This window comes from Actinomadura livida (genome assembly GCF_014648675.1).
Lineage (GTDB): Bacteria > Actinomycetota > Actinomycetes > Streptosporangiales > Streptosporangiaceae > Spirillospora > Spirillospora livida.
Genome location: NZ_BMRO01000001.1, coordinates 206,017 through 220,130 on the forward strand (window position 1 = coordinate 206,017; position 14,114 = coordinate 220,130).

The window sequence follows — 14,114 nt, forward strand, 5'->3', positions numbered from 1 at the left end:
CCGTCCACCCCTCGATCGTGATGGCGATGACGGGCCCCTCGGGCGGGCGGTCGCGGTACTGGGCGTAGCGGGCGGCGAGGAGCCGGACGGGCTCCGCCATCTTCGCGGGGTCCTCGACGATGCTCGCGTGGCCGTCCACGCGGACCCACCAGAGCCGGTCCCAGTCGTCCTCGTAGTGGTCGGCCAGCAGCGCCACGCGCGGGTTGGCGCGGATGTCGGCCAGCCGCCGCAGGTCCCGCGTGCTCTTCGGCTTGTGGTCGACGGCCGTGTAGACGCTCCCCCGGTGGACGGCGAACGTCACCGGGACGAGATGCGGCCGCGCGTCCTCCCCGACCGTCGCCAGGCGCAGGACGGGGACCGCCGCCAGCAGGCGGCGCGCGTCGTGCGGGGAGAGCTTCGGCACCCCTTCAGCGTGCCACGCCGCCGCCGGCCCGTCAGTCCTGGAAGTCGGGCGGGCGATTCTCCCTGCGGGCCTTGATCGCCTCTTCGAAGTTGTGGGTGGTGAGCCGGACGTAGAGCTGCGCGAGGCCCTCCTGGCCCATGTGGGCGTCCAGGCTGGCGGCGTCGAGGCTGGACCACAGCATCCGTTTCGTCAGCTCGGTCCCGGGACGGCTGAACCCGGCGATCCGCTCGGCGAGCTCGTAGCCGGCGTCCAGGAGCTCGTCCCCCGGGACGACGCGGGAGACCAGGCCGATGCGTTCGGCCTCGGCGGCGTCCACGTCCCGGCCCGACAGCATCATCTCGAAGGCGCGGGAGGAGCCGATGGCGCGCGGCAGCAGGTAGCTGAGGCCGAGCTCGCTCGCCGTGAGGCCGTTGTTGATCCCCGCCGCGCGGAACAGGGCGGTGTCGGAGCCGAGCCTGATGTCGGCCGCCAGCGACAGGCAGAGCCCGCCGCCGATCGCCGGGCCGTTGACCGCCGCGATGACCGGCTGGTGGACGCGGCGCAGCGCGCGGACGACGTCGTCCAGCAGCTCCATCGACCGGAGCGCGATGGTGGGGAGGGTGAGCCCGTCGATGCCGGGGATGTGGCCCGGGTTCTCCAGGTCGGCGCCGGAGCAGAAGCCGCGCCCCGCCCCGGTGATGACGACGGCGCGGGTCCCGTTGTCGCGGCTCACCTCCTCCAGCGCCTCGCGGAAGGGGATCATGACGTCGAACGCCATCGCGTTCATCCGCTCGGGCCGGTTGAGGGTGATGAGGGCGACGTGCGGGCGCGGCCTGTCGACGAGGACGAAGGGCAAGGGACCTCCCGGCACGGTGGCGGCACGGCGACCTGGCGATTGACCTAACAAGCGTTAGGTTACACGCGGGAACTCCGGGGGCGTGAGGCCGCGCTCGACGACCCGCGCCAGCTCCTCGTCCGTCAGGACGCGCGGCTCGCCGATCGTCTTCGCCCGGACGTAGACGCCGCAGAGCCACTCCAGGAGGCGGGCGTTCTCGAACGCCTCGTCCAGGTCGCGGCCGATGGCGACGCCGCCGTGGTTGGCCATCAGCGCGGCGCGCTTCCCCCCGGCCATGGCCGCCCGGACGTTCTCCGCCAGCTCCGGCGTCCCGTACGTGGCGTACTCGGCGACCCTGACCACGCCGCCCAGCAGGAGGGTGTTGTAGTGGATCGGCGGCAGCTCCGACATGGTCGTCGCCACGACGGCGCCGTAGGTCGAGTGGGTGTGCACGATGGCCGCCGCCGGGGTCGCCTCGTAGAGGGCGAGGTGCATCGGGGTCTCCGACGACGGCGCCCGCTCCCCCTCGACCAGCCGCGCCGACATGTCCACCACCGGGCAGTCGGCGGGCGCCATCCGGTCGAGCATCATCCCGCCCGGCGTGACCGCGACCAGGTCGCCCGAGCGGACGCTGACGTTCCCGGCCGACCCGGTGACCAGGCCGGTCCCGGCGAGCCGCCGGCCGATCCCGCACAGCTCGTCCCGCTCATCCTTCAGCAACATGCGAACACCTCTCACGTCCCGGGGCCTGCACCGCGTACGCTACGGCCCTGACGATCTTTAAGGGGTCTGGTCATGACGGTTGTAACACTGGGCGCGCACATCCTCGACGTGCTCGCGCGGCCCGTCGGGGGCATCCCGGAGGGGCAGGGCACCGTTGTCGTGGACGAGATCAGGGTGACCGCGGCGGGCGCCGCCGCCGGTACCGCGGTGGCCCTCGCCAGGCTCGGCAACGACGTCATCTCGGTCGGCGCGATCGGCGACGACGACCTCGGCGACCTGCTGGTGAAGATCATGGAGCGGAACGGCGTGGACGTGCGGGGGCTCGTCCGGCGGACCGCCGACCAGACCAGCGCGTCGATCCTGCCGATCCGGCCGGACGGCGGGCGGCCCAGCTTCCACGTGCCCGGCGCCAACCTGACCCTCACCGCCGGCGCGGTCGGGCCCGGCCTGCTCGCCGCGGCGGACCTCGTCCACCTCGGCGGCCCGGACGTCACGTTCGGCCTCAACGACCCCGCGTTCTTCGAGATGCTCGCCCACGCCCGCGGGACCGGCACCGTCGTGACCATGGACCTGCTGTCCAACATGCCCGACCTGCTCACCGGCGCCGCGGCGTTCCTGCCGCACGTCGACCACTTCCTGCCCAACGAGGAGCAGGCCGCCGAGATGACCGGGCACGACGACCCGGAGAAGGCCGCCCGCGCCCTGCTCGCCAGGGGGCCGCGGACGGTGGTCGTCACGCTCGGCGGCGCCGGCAGCCTCGTCGCGACCGCCGCGGGCGTGCATCGGCTGCCCGCCCTGCCGGTCGAGGTCGTCGACACCACCGGATGCGGCGACGCCTACTGCGCCGGGTTCATCACCGGTCTCGCGTGGGGGCGGGACGTCCTGGAGTCGGCGCGCTGGGGCACCGCGACGGCCGCGACCGTCGCGCAGGGCCTCGGCTCCGACGCCTGCCTCAAGGACCTGGAGGCGGTGCTCGCCCTGCTGAACTGAGCCGGGCGGCGCCGCCGGTCAGACGGCCGACCGTCCGGCGCGGTCACCGGTCAGGACGGCGTCCGCCGCGGCGGCGAGCTGCTCCAGGCGGGACACCTCCGTCCGGTGGAACGGCGGCGCGCCCGTCCGGGCCACGACCAGCGCGAGGGTGCCCTTCGTGAGCGGGCAGACCGCGTACTGCGCGCCGTCCGCCGCGGTGAACGCCCGCGGGCGCAGCGGCAGCAGGCCCGGCAGCCCGGTGCCGGGCGCGCCGCCCACGCTGGCGTGCACGAGCACCGCCCTGCCCCCGTCCCCGATCTCGGCGAGCCCCGCCCAGTCGGCGCTCAGGATGGCGGGCACGGCGTCAGCGAGGATCTCCGGGCCGCGCTCGGGGACGGCCGCGACCTGCCCGATCACGGCGGCGTCCGGGCAGGCGCCCTGCGGCTCCACGGTCGGCCAGATCCCGGCGACCTCCACGCCGGGGACCGAGCCGATCCCCTCGGCGAGCCGCTCGGTGCCCGCCCCGGCGGGCCAGACGACCGTGAAGTCGTCCATCGCGCGGCCGTTGCCGCGTTCCAGCACCGCCATCTGGACGACGTCGGCGCCCGCGGCCCCCAGCGTCCGGGCCACCTGCCCGAGCGACCCCGGACGGTCGGGCAGCCTTACACGTATCCGCAGCAACATGGCCACCTCCGCTCTCCGCTGCCACCACCCTCGCCGAACCCCGTTTCCCTCGTGTTACCCAAAGGTGTCGCCACGACAAAACGGCTGCGTTGCCGGTGCTGGAATGGCGGGTACCGGTCAAACTAGAGTCCGGTGAAGGTCATCAGTCGGCCTATCGCCTCACGCCGCCCAGCATTAAGGTAACTCTACGTGTCGAGGGACGGGGACCCCCCAGTCAGGAACGAGTCCGGTGCGGATCCGGAGCCGGGCGACGGCATGCCCGGTGACACCTCACCGGAAGCGGCCGAGCCTCCGGGCACGGTGCTCCAGGCCGAGGTCAGGGACGCGCTGGCCGGGCTGGCCGCGCGGCTCGACCGCGAGCACGAGCGCGCCGCGCACCGCGAGGCCGTCATCGACCGGCTGCACGAGGAGAACCAGCGGCTCCGGCGCGGCGAGCTCCAGGCGATGCTGGAGCCGGTCCGCGCCGCGCTGTACCGGCTGCACGACCAGGCCCGCCGCGAGTCGTCCCGGCTCGCCGACCCCGGCCCGGCCGACCCGCCCGGCCCGGAGCAGACGGCCCAGTTGCTGGAGGCGGTGGCCGACGACGTCGCCGACGCGCTGGCACGGCTCGGCGTGGAGAGGTTCACGGTCGAGCCGGGCGCCCCCTACGACGCGTCCCGGCACCGGCCGGTCGCGGTGACCCCCGTCGACGACCCGATGCGCGACGGCACCGTCACCGCCGTCCAGTCCGACGGGTTCGAGCAGAGCGGCAAGGTCCTGCGCAAGGCGGCGGTCAGCGTCGGCAGGCTCGACGACGCCGCGGACAAGGACACCGCGGACGAGGACGCCGGGGACAAGTCGGACGACGACCCCGGAACCGGCGCGAACGGGGCCGGCCGCCCCGCCGGGGACGGCTCGAATCGCCTGCGCGGCGCCGCCCGCGGCGCGACGATGAACAGCGGGAAGACGAACAGCGGGAAGACGAACAGCGCACTCGGTACCGATAGGTGAGAGGGACATGGCTGTCTACGGGATCGACCTCGGAACCACGTACTCCTGCATTGCCTCCATCGACGACGTCGGCCGGCCGGCGGTCCTGCGCAACCTGGAGGGCACCGACACCACCCCGTCCGTCGTCTACTTCGAGAGCGGCGAGAACGTCATCGTCGGCGCCACCGCGAAGGACACCGCGGTCCTGGAGCCCGACAACGTCGTCAGCCTCGTCAAACGCGACATGGGCCGGGACGTCACCCGCCCCATCCACGGGATCGACTTCACCCCCGAGGAGCTGTCGGCGTTCATCCTGCTGAAGCTCGCGACGGACGCGCGCACCACCACGGGCGAGGAGGCCCGCGACGTGGTCGTCACCGTCCCCGCCTACTTCGGCGCGGCCGAGCGCGACGCGACCCGCAAGGCGGGCCGGATCGCGGGGCTGAACGTCATCGACATCGTGTCCGAGCCGATCGCCGCCGCGATCACCTACGGCGTCCTGAACCCCGAGCAGGACCGGACGATCCTGGTGTACGACCTCGGCGGCGGCACGTTCGACACCACCGTCATCACGCTGCGCGGCGGGCACATCGAGGTGGTGTGCACCGACGGCGACCACGAGCTCGGCGGCGCCGACTGGGACGCGCGGCTCGTCGAGCACCTCGCCGAGCGGTTCCGCGCCGAGCACCCCGACGCCGGCGACCCGCTGGACGACAAGCAGACCGAGCAGCAGCTCCGCCGCGACGCCGAGGACGCCAAGAAGGCCCTCACCACCCGCACCTCGCACACCGTGCGCGTCATGCACGGCGGGCGGGTCGCGTCGGTCGAGGTGACGCGGGAGAAGCTGGAGGAGCTCACCAAGGACCTCCTCGACCGCACCATCGAGATCACCGGCCGGACCCTGGCGACCGCCGCCGACAAGAACGTCGAGGACTACGACGACCTCGTCCTCGTCGGCGGGTCCACGAAGATGCCGGTCGTCGCGGCGCGCCTGGAGACCGAGCTGGGCCTCGCCCCCAGGCTCCAGGACCCCGACCTCGCGGTCGCCAAGGGCGCGGCCCTGTACGCGTTCGAGGAGACCTACCGGCGGCTCGTCCGGGAGGGCGCCGCCGAGCGCGCCGAGGAGATGGCGAGCAGGGCCGGCCTGTCCGCCGAGCAGCAGAAGCAGATCGCCGGGCGGCAGATCAAGACCGTCGCGTCGCACGCGTTCGGGATCGTGGTGGTCGACCGGGAGACCGGGGCCGAGAACGTCGCGCACCTCGTGCACGCCAACGACGAGCTGCCCGCGGCGAAGACCGAGGACTTCTTCACCGTCTACGACGACCAGCGGTCCGCCGACATCCGGGTGATGGAGCAGGCCGGGGTCGTGGAGTCGGCCGACCTGATCGACAACACCGAGATCGCGACCGGGGAGATCCGCGTCCCGCCGGGCAAGAAGGCGGGCTGGCCGATCGGCGTCACGTTCGCGCTCGACTCGTCCGGGCTGCTGAACGTCACCGCCGTGGAGAAGGAGACCGGCGAGCGGCTGGAGCTGAAGGTCGACGTCGGCGGCATGTCGGAGGAGGAGGTCGAGCGCTCCCGGAAGGCCCTCTCCAGGGTCCAGGTCAGCTGATCGCCCCCCGGACCCTGGAGGCGCCCGTGGCGTTCGACGACGACTACCGGCGGGAGGTGCTGGAGCCCGCGCGGGCGGCGGGCGACCAGCCCCCCGAGGATCTGCGCGTCCGGTACGCGCTCGCCGACGGACTCACCGGGCCCGCGGTCGCGGCGCGGGTCAAGCAGGTGCGGCAGTGCTGGCGGCGGGCCCGCGGGCAGCTGAAGTACCGCAAGCTGATCGACCGGCTGGAGGCCGAGCACCGCGAGCTGGCCCCGCTGTTCACCGCCGCCGAGCGCGGCGACCTGCGCCCGCTGGACGCGCGGCTGCGCGGCGGGCGCGAGCGGGGCGAGCGGCGCCGGAGCCGGGCCCGGGCGCGGCTCACCGACGCGGCGGGGACGCTGAAGATGGTGACGCCCGCCGAGATCGAGGCCATCGCGCGGACCGGCGGCGTGGCCCGCGCGGAGCTGGAGCGGCTCGCCGCCGACGACCGGATCGAGGTCCGCGAGCCCGACGCGCTGCCCACCGCCGCGCCCTACCCGGCGTTCCGGAAGGTCCAGGAGTCGCTGGACGTCCTCGGGACGCGCCACCTGGCCGACTTCCTGTTCGGGCCGCGGCTGACCGGGCCGATCCGGCTGCTGGACGGGTTCGCCGCGCCCGGCGGCGACCTGCGGCTCGACGCCGACGCGGTCGCGGCCGCCGGGGCGACGTGGGCGCGCCGCAGCCGCGACACGAGCACCACCCACGCCGACACCGTCCTCGCGGCGCTGCGGTCGGGCGCGGACCTGCCGGAGCTGCTCCGCTACGACGTGGCCGACCGGCTGCGCGAGCGGCTGCGGCAGCGGGCCTCGGAGCGGGCGCTGCTGCGGTACGCGACCGAGGACCTCGGCGTCGACCAGGGCGACGCGCGCCGCATGGTGTTCTCCGTCGTCCGCGAGACCGGGCCGGGCGGCGGGCTCGCCGGGCGGCTGCGCGCGCTGCTGGACGCGGGCGAGGTCTTCGCGGCGGCCGAGCTGGCCGACGCCTCGGGCCTCCCCCGCGCCGCCGGCGGCGCAGAATCGCCGGAGGAGGCGGTCCTCGCCGCGGAGGCCCGGCACCGCCTCGACACCGCGCTCCGCCTCCGCGAGACCGCGGCGGCCGAGCGCGACCCGGACCGCGCCCACCGGCTGCTGTCCGACGCGCTCCGCCTCGTCCGCGACCTGCCCGGTGCGGCCGCCCACCAGCGCCGGCTGCCGCCGCGTCCCGTCCCGGCGGTGCGCGCGGACGTGGACGGCGCCACCGTGCGGCTCTCGTGGGAGGCGTCGCCCTCCACGGCGGGCGAGGTCCTGCACCAGGTCGTGCGGCGGGCCGGGCGAGCGCCGCGCGACGTCCGGGACGGGGAGCCGCTGGGCGGCCCGCTGGACGAGCGGCCGCCGGTGAACGTGCCGCTGTACTACGGCGTCGTCGCGGTGCGCGGCGACGCCGCCGCCGCACCGGCCGTGGCGGGGCCGCTGCTGGTGCGGCCCGACCCGGCCGAGGTCGAGCTGCTGGCCGGGGACGGCCAGGTGACGGGGCGGTGGCGCTGCCCCGCGGAGGCGGCCCGGGTCGTCGTCGTCCGCGACGGCCGGGCCGTCCCGGCGGGACGCGACGGGTTCCGCGAGCGCGTCCCCAACGGCCGGACGCACCACTACCGCATCTGCGCGGTCTACCTCGACTCCGCCGGCCGCGAGGTCGTGACGGACGGCGTGCGCGCCTCGGCCACGCCGAGCGCGCCGCCCGAGCCGGTGTACGAGCTGTCCGCCGAGACCGACGCGTCCGATCCGGGGCTGGTCCGGGTCGCGTTCGGCGCGCCCGGCAGCGGGACGGCCGAACTGGTGCTGGCGGAGGAGCCCCCGCCGTGGCCGCGCAGCGCGCTCGTCCCGCTGGAGGAGGTGCGGCGCGAGACGCGGCGGCTGGCGTGCACCCCGGTCCCCGGCGGGCTCGCGGTGCGGCCGGGCGCCAGCGGATGGCTGCTCGCGGTGACCGTCGCCGAGGGCACCGCCGCGATCGGCGCCTACCACCGGCACGTGAACCTGCCGCCGCCGCGCCGCCTGGTCGCCGAGCGGCGCGGCGACCACGTGCACGTCGGGTTCGACTGGCCGCCCGACGTCACGGAGGTCGAGCTGGCGTACCGGATCGGCGCCGAGCCGCGGCCGGCCGCCGCGGCCGGGGAGGTCGTGACCCGCGCCGCCTACGACACCCAGGGCGGCGTCAGGCTGCCCGTCCCCGAGGACGAGCCGGTCGAGCTGTCGGTCGCGGCGGCCGGGACGGTGGGCGGCTCCCGGGTGACCGGCCCGCCGGTGACCGCCGAGGTCGCGGCCCGCACGGTCGTCCGCTACGACGTGCTGCGGTCCGGGCCGCCGTGGCGGCGGACGCTGACCGTCCGGCTCACCTCGTCGCGCCCGCTGCGGCTGGCGCGGCTCGCGCTGGTGCTGCGCACCGGGCGGGTGATGCCGCACCGGCCCGCCGACGGGGAGACGCTCGGCCGGTGGGAGCAGGTGCCCGTGCCGGGCGAGCTGTCGCTGGACGCGCCGGCCGCCGCCGCGCCGTACTGGCTGCGCTGCTTCGCCGACGACGACGCCGTCGCGCTGAGCGATCCCCCCGTCCGCCGGCTCCGGGTGCAGCGATGACCGGACCGCTCGCCCGCGTGCCCGGTGCGGGGTCGCTGCACCGCCCGGCCAGGCCGCGCGGATTCAGGAAGGGCGTCACGTGCCCGTACTGCTTCGCGTCGGTCGCGCCGCAGCGGATCCTGTTCCGGTGCCGGGGCCAGTCGGGGCGGCGGCAGGGCTGCGCCCCCGTCCTGGACGAGGATCTCGCCGCGTACACCGGGTCGACGGCGGGCGCGTCGCTGCCGCCGGTGTTCGCCGCGTCCGGACGCGCGGGACGCGCGGACTGCCCGGACTGCGGGCTCCCGACCGGCAACCGCGCCTGCCCGGAGTGCCACAACCCGCTCCCGTCCGCGTACTGCGACTCCCCCGGCCGGATCGTCGCGCTCGTCGGGGCGAAGAACGCGGGCAAGAGCACCTACATCGCCGTCCTGCTGCACGAGCTGATGAACCGGGTCGGGACGGAGCTGGACGCGTCGCTGGTGGCGTGCGACGACCGGACGATCGAGCGGTACAAGCGCGACTTCGCCCGCCCGCTGCTGGAGGAGCGGCGGCTGCTGCCGACGACGGCGAGCGCCGCCACCGGCCCCCGCGAGCCGCTGGTGTACCTGCTCACCCGGACGCGCAGGGGGCGCTTCTCCCGCCCGCGCAACGACTCGCTCGCGCTCGTGCTGTTCGACACGGCGGGCGAGGACCTGCGCAGCCGCGAGGCCACCGACCTGCACCTGCGGTACCTGGAGGCGGCCGACGCGGTCATCTTCCTCGTCGACCCGCTGGAGCTGCCCGGCGCCCGCTCCGGCGTGCGCGACGGCGTCCCGGGCGCGCCCGGCGCGTCCGGCGCGTCCGGCGGTCCGCACTCCGCGGACCCGGACAGCGAGCCGCTGAACGTCATCGCCCGCGTCACCGAGACGCTCCGGCAGCGGCACGGCACCCGGCCCGGCGAGCCGCTGCCGGTGCCCGTCGCGGTCGCCCTCACCAAGATCGACATGCTGCGGCCGGGGCTGCTGGAGCAGTCGGCGCTGCACCGGTCCCGGTCCGGCCAGGGAGTGCTGGACCTCGACGACAGGGAAGCGGTGAACGAGCAGGTCCGGGCGCTGCTGCACGAGTGGCAGGCGGGCCAGCTCGACACCTACCTCGGGCAGCAGTTCGCCGACCACGCGCTGTTCGGCCTGTCGGCGCTCGGCGCCGCGCCGGAGGGCGAGCGCGTCGGCGCGGGCGGCGTCCGGCCGTACCGGGCCGAGGACCCGCTGCTGTGGCTGCTGCACCGGTTCGGGATGCTCGACGGCGTCCGTCCCGGAGGGGCGTAGCCGTGGCCTGGCAGCTGCACTACACCTCCGCCCGGAGCGGGCCCACCGGCCGGGCCGGGTTCCAGTTCGTCGCCGAGACGCCGGGCCTGCCCGACGGGGTCCGGGCGGGCGTGACCCCGTACCTGGCGTACCGGCCGCCGCCCGACGCGCCGCTGTCGCCCGACGACTCCGAGCTGGGGCTGTTCCCGGTCTCGCTGCTGTACGACCGGGTGGACGGGCGCCCGCTGCTGCTGCGGTGCCGCTACCTCGGCCGGGACTACTCGGGCCGCTACGGCAACTTCTTCGCGCACGCGGTCGTCGCCGAGCCGGACGAGCTGGAGGGCCTGCGGCCCGCCGAGCTGTGGTCCGCGCCGCACTGGGCGCACCTCCCGGCACCGGAGACGGCGGTACTCGACACCCTGGACGACCTGGCCCCGGGCGCGGCGCTCGACCCGGAGTCGCTCGCCGCGTGGCTCGCCGAGTCCGGGCGGGACGACCCCTACGCGCTGCTCGGGCACCTGGTGGACGCCGTCGCGGGCGTCCTCGGGCAGGGCCACGGCCGCGTCGTCCTCGTCTCCGACGACGTCGAGCTGATCGCCCGCTGGATCGCGGTCGTGTCGTACTCGCTGCCGGTCACGGCGGCGGCGCGGCTGTCGTTCGTCACCTACACCGCCGACCCGGACGGCGCCGCGCAGCGCCTCGTCGGCACCACGCCCGCGATCTGGGCCGCCGTCCGGCACCGCGCCTCGCACGCCCGCGCCTTCGACCTCCGCGAGGGCGTCCCGGCCGGCGGGACGAGCCGCTTCGCGCGGACCGTCGCCGGCTGCTGGCGCGGCCCCGACTTCGCCGGCCTCGACGCCCTCGGCGAGCTGGCACCGCTGGACGACCCCGCGCAGGAGGGCGCCGCCGCGCTGCTGGCGCTCTGCCGCGGCGACGCGACCGTCACCGCGGCCGAGGAGGGCGCCGCGGCGGAGCTGCTGTCGCGGCGCGGGTCCGGGATACCCGAATGGGTGTGGCGCGACCTCGTCCCCGGCGTCCCGTCGATGGGGCTGGACCTCGCGCTCGCCCTGCACGAGCGGGCGCGGGCCGCGGGGGCGGCGGACGTCGCCCGGCAGTGCTCGCTCCGCGTCGGCGAGCGGGTGTCGGACGCGCTGGCCGAGGCGTCCGGCCTGGCCGAGACCACGGCGGCGGCGGGCGTGGCGGAGCGGGCCGGAGTGGAGCTCGATCCGGCAGAGGTCGCGGCGTCGGCGGCGCGGTGCGCGCGGCGCGGCGACCCCGGCCTCGCCGCGGCGCTCGCCGGCTGCCCCGCCGGGCTGCGCGACGCCCTCCTCGACGGGGTGCTCGCCGGGCTCGCCGAGGCCGGCGAGCGGGAACGCGCGGCGGCGCTCACGCCGGGCAACTGCGACCTGCTGCACGGGCACCCCGAGCGGCTGCGCGCCGTGCCCGCCGTCGGCGGCGCCGTGCTCGCGTCCGTCGGGCGGCGGCATCCGGAACGCCGGATCGAGATCACCGGGGAGCTGCTCCGGCTGGACGGAGACCCCGACACGGCGCTGGACGCGGCGCTCGACGAGGTCTGGCGGGTTCCGCCGTCCGCCGGTGAGTGCGAGGGCCTCCTGGACGCCCACGGCGACGCCATGGCGGCCCGCGCACCGCTGGCCGGGCTGCCGTCCCGGACGTTCACGCGCCTCGCGTTCCCCGGCGGCGACGGACTGGCCGACCCGGCCGCGCTGCGGCTGGCCGAGCGGGTCCGGGAGGTCCTGCCCGGCGGGCGCGCCGGACGCGACGCCGCCCTCGTCCAGGCGTACGGGACCGCGATCACCGCGGGCCCGGCGCGGGCGGCGCGGGCGCTGGCGGAGATCGCGGACGCCGGCGGCGCGACCGCGCAGCTCGCGGGCGAGGCGTTCGTCGGGGCGGCGCGGCGGCTGTGCCGGCGGCCGCCCGCGTTCCGGGCGGAGCTGCTGGCCGCGCTGCCCGCGCCCGTCCGCGCCCGGCTCGGCGAGCGGTGGACCGAGGAGCTGCCCGGACGCGCCCGCGCGGGCCGCGCCCCGCTGCGCGGCGGCGAGGCCGAGCAGCGCAACGACCTGGTCGAGGTCGTGCTGCGGATGAAGACCCGCGGCGCCGCCGAACCGGCCCTGGAGGCGTGGGCGCGGGCGGCGGCGGGCCGGTGGCTGGCGAGCCGGCAGCTCGACGTCCGCCTGGAGCGCAGCCCCCGGCTGCGGGCCGCGCTGCGTGACCTCCTCGCCGAGGGCGACTCCTCCCGCGGGGGGAGGTGAGCCGTGCATCCCATCCTCGTGCTGCTGCTGATCGCCGTGTGGGGCGCGGCCATGTGGCTGGGCTTCATGTACGTGTTCCCGGTGCTGTTCGCCGTGACGCTCGTCGTCGCCGGGGTCGCCGCCCTGAGCCTGTACTACCTCCACGCGTGCCGGACGCTCGCGCCGTCCACCCTCGAAGGGCCGTCGCCGGTCGCCGAGCCGAAGATCGCCTACCGGCACTACCTGCTCGGCCAGGTGTGGCGCGACTGGTGGACGATCAGCCGCACGGTCGTGCCGCAGGTGTACCGGACCGCGCGGGCCGTCCTCGTCCGCCTGACCCGGCTGCTGCTCGGCGGGTTCTGGGGCTTCTTCGTCTTCCCGGTCTGGCTGGCGCTGTGCGCGGGCATCGTGGCCGCCTCCGCGCCGGCCGCCGTGTTCGTGCTCGCGCTCACCGTCCTCTACGGGCTGGTGGCCGCGACGGGGCTCGCGGTGTGGCTGGTGTGCGTGCTCGTCCTGGCGGCGGTGGAGCGCCTCTTCATGATGTACGGCAGGATCCTGCAGACCTGCCCGCACCCCTTCTGCTACGAGCGCATCGGGCTGCCCGAGTACGAGTGCCCGGGGTGCGGGGCGCGGCACCCCCGCCTCACCCCGGGGTCGCGCGGCGCGTTCCGCCACGTGTGCCGCTGCGGGGCGCGGCTGCCCACGACCGTCCCGCTCGGGCGCTTCCGGCTGGCCGCGCACTGCCCGCACTGCGGGGGGCGGCTCCCCGAGCGGATCGGGCGGGTCCGCGTGGAGCCGCTGCCGTTCGTCGGCGGCCCGGCCGCCGGGAAGACGACGTTCATGGTCCTGGGGATCCGCGCCCTGCACGCGCGGGCCCGCGCCGTCCACGGGCGGCTCGCGTTCGTGGAGCAGCGGCACGCGCAGGCGTACGCGGGCGCGATCCGCGAGTTCCAGCGCGGCGGGCGCCTCGCCAAGACGGGGCCGGAGCTGCCGCTCGCGACCATGGTGGACGTGGAGCTCCCGGGCCGCGCCCGGCGGATCCTCTACCTGTTCGACCCGGCCGGCGAGCACTACACCGGCGCCACGGAGGTCGAGTCGCTGCGCTACCTGGAGCACAGCGAGGCGCTGCTGTTCGTCGTGGACCCGTTCGCCCTCCCCCAGCTGCGCGGCTCCCTGACCGGGGACGAGCGGGACCTCGTCGACCGGTCCGCCGCGTCGTCGGAGGAGGACCCGGCCGACACGCTGCAGCGGGTGCTGAACGAGCTGCGGTCCCGCCCGGACCAGGGGCACCAGAAGCGGGTCGCCGTCGTCGTCACCAAGACCGACCTGCTGGCCCGCACCGAGATCGGCCGCTTCCTGACCGGCGCGGGACCGGACGACGAGGCCGGGCTGCGCGAATGGCTCGGGGACATCGGCCTCGGCAACACCGTCCGCACCCTCGACCAGCTCGCGGGGCAGGTGCGGTACTTCGCGTCCGGCCTGGCGACGGAGCCCGCGGACGTCGCCGACCTGCTCGGCTGGGTGACCGGCCTGGCGCCCGCGGGTGCGGCGAACGGCGTCCGGCCGCCCGACGACGCCGCCCAGGAGCTGCCCGGGACGGCCCCGCTGCGCGCCCCGTGGCCGGTGCGGGGACGCGGTCCGGACCGCGTCCCGCTCGGCTACCAGGCCGGGCGCTGGGCGGTCCTCGCGGGGGTGTCGGCCGTCACGGTGGCGACCGTCACCGGCGCGGTCGTCGCCGCCGCGGAACGCTTCCCCTTCTGACCCCTCCTGCGCCGAATGTCTTCCCTGTGATCGAGCAC

At 76.2% G+C, this 14,114-nt stretch carries 11 protein-coding genes; 7 read left to right on the forward strand and 4 right to left on the reverse strand.

The genetic code is table 11. From position 1 onward, the window contains the following. From IEZ03_RS00835 to IEZ03_RS00845, 3 genes are all read right to left on the reverse strand, one after another. The coding region (locus tag IEZ03_RS00835; protein WP_189241142.1) for a TIGR03668 family PPOX class F420-dependent oxidoreductase at positions 1 to 403 on the reverse strand (403 nt) is incomplete at its 3' end. Positions 404 to 434: 31 nt separating this feature from the next. Further along, entirely contained in the window at positions 435 to 1,238 is an 804-nt protein-coding gene (locus IEZ03_RS00840) for an enoyl-CoA hydratase (RefSeq protein WP_184883007.1), read from the reverse strand. A 54-nt stretch (positions 1,239 to 1,292) separates the two neighbouring features. Then, positions 1,293 to 1,940, reverse strand: coding sequence for a class II aldolase/adducin family protein (locus IEZ03_RS00845; protein ID WP_184883005.1), 648 nt, complete (start codon positions 1,938 to 1,940; stop codon positions 1,293 to 1,295). Between the two features lie 72 nt (positions 1,941 to 2,012). Between IEZ03_RS00845 and IEZ03_RS00850 the strand changes: the two genes are divergently transcribed. Then, entirely contained in the window at positions 2,013 to 2,930 is a 918-nt protein-coding gene (locus tag IEZ03_RS00850; protein WP_184883003.1) for a carbohydrate kinase family protein, read from the forward strand. Between the two features lie 18 nt (positions 2,931 to 2,948). Here the strand turns inward: IEZ03_RS00850 and IEZ03_RS00855 are convergent, their stop codons facing one another. Then, positions 2,949 to 3,593 carry an ACT domain-containing protein gene (locus IEZ03_RS00855; RefSeq protein WP_184890519.1) on the reverse strand — a complete coding sequence of 215 codons (645 nt, stop codon included), beginning with the start codon at positions 3,591 to 3,593 and terminating at the stop codon, positions 2,949 to 2,951. 189 nt (positions 3,594 to 3,782) lie between these two features. Between IEZ03_RS00855 and IEZ03_RS00860 the strand changes: the two genes are divergently transcribed. From IEZ03_RS00860 to IEZ03_RS00885, 6 genes are read left to right on the forward strand one after another with little or no spacing between them, the layout of a single operon-like run. Continuing rightward, complete coding sequence (locus tag IEZ03_RS00860; RefSeq protein ID WP_229807899.1) at positions 3,783 to 4,583, forward strand: nucleotide exchange factor GrpE; 801 nt, start codon at positions 3,783 to 3,785, stop codon at positions 4,581 to 4,583. Between the two features lie 7 nt (positions 4,584 to 4,590). Then, positions 4,591 to 6,174, forward strand: a complete 1,584-nt coding sequence (locus IEZ03_RS00865) for an Hsp70 family protein (RefSeq protein WP_132042620.1) — start codon at positions 4,591 to 4,593, stop codon at positions 6,172 to 6,174. A gap of 26 nt (positions 6,175 to 6,200) precedes the next feature. After that, positions 6,201 to 8,801 carry a SaeA-related protein gene (locus tag IEZ03_RS00870; protein WP_184883001.1) on the forward strand — a complete coding sequence of 867 codons (2,601 nt, stop codon included), beginning with the start codon at positions 6,201 to 6,203 and terminating at the stop codon, positions 8,799 to 8,801. Next, on the forward strand, positions 8,798 to 10,084 hold the full coding sequence (locus IEZ03_RS00875) for a TRAFAC clade GTPase domain-containing protein (protein ID WP_221480640.1): 1,287 nt from the start codon (positions 8,798 to 8,800) through the stop codon (positions 10,082 to 10,084). Before IEZ03_RS00870 ends, IEZ03_RS00875 begins: the two co-directional genes overlap by 4 nt. Before the next feature lie 2 nt (positions 10,085 to 10,086). Continuing rightward, positions 10,087 to 12,336 (forward strand): GAP1-N2 domain-containing protein, encoded by a 2,250-nt coding sequence (locus tag IEZ03_RS00880; RefSeq protein ID WP_184882999.1) that lies wholly within the window; start codon positions 10,087 to 10,089, stop codon positions 12,334 to 12,336. Positions 12,337 to 12,339: 3 nt separating this feature from the next. After that, the gene (locus IEZ03_RS00885) at positions 12,340 to 14,076 is read left to right on the forward strand and encodes a TRAFAC clade GTPase domain-containing protein (RefSeq protein WP_184882997.1); all 1,737 of its coding nucleotides are present in this window, start codon (positions 12,340 to 12,342) and stop codon (positions 14,074 to 14,076) included. The last annotated feature ends 38 nt before the right edge of the window (positions 14,077 to 14,114 follow it).

Coding starts and splice junctions, on each gene's coding strand:
- IEZ03_RS00845 (WP_184883005.1), bottom strand. CDS start 1,940: ATGTTGCTGAAGGATGAGCGGGACGAGCTGTGCGGGATCGGCCGGCGG.
- IEZ03_RS00850 (WP_184883003.1), top strand. CDS start 2,013: ATGACGGTTGTAACACTGGGCGCGCACATCCTCGACGTGCTCGCGCGG.
- IEZ03_RS00855 (WP_184890519.1), bottom strand. CDS start 3,593: ATGTTGCTGCGGATACGTGTAAGGCTGCCCGACCGTCCGGGGTCGCTC.
- IEZ03_RS00865 (WP_132042620.1), top strand. CDS start 4,591: ATGGCTGTCTACGGGATCGACCTCGGAACCACGTACTCCTGCATTGCC.
- IEZ03_RS00875 (WP_221480640.1), top strand. CDS start 8,798: ATGACCGGACCGCTCGCCCGCGTGCCCGGTGCGGGGTCGCTGCACCGC.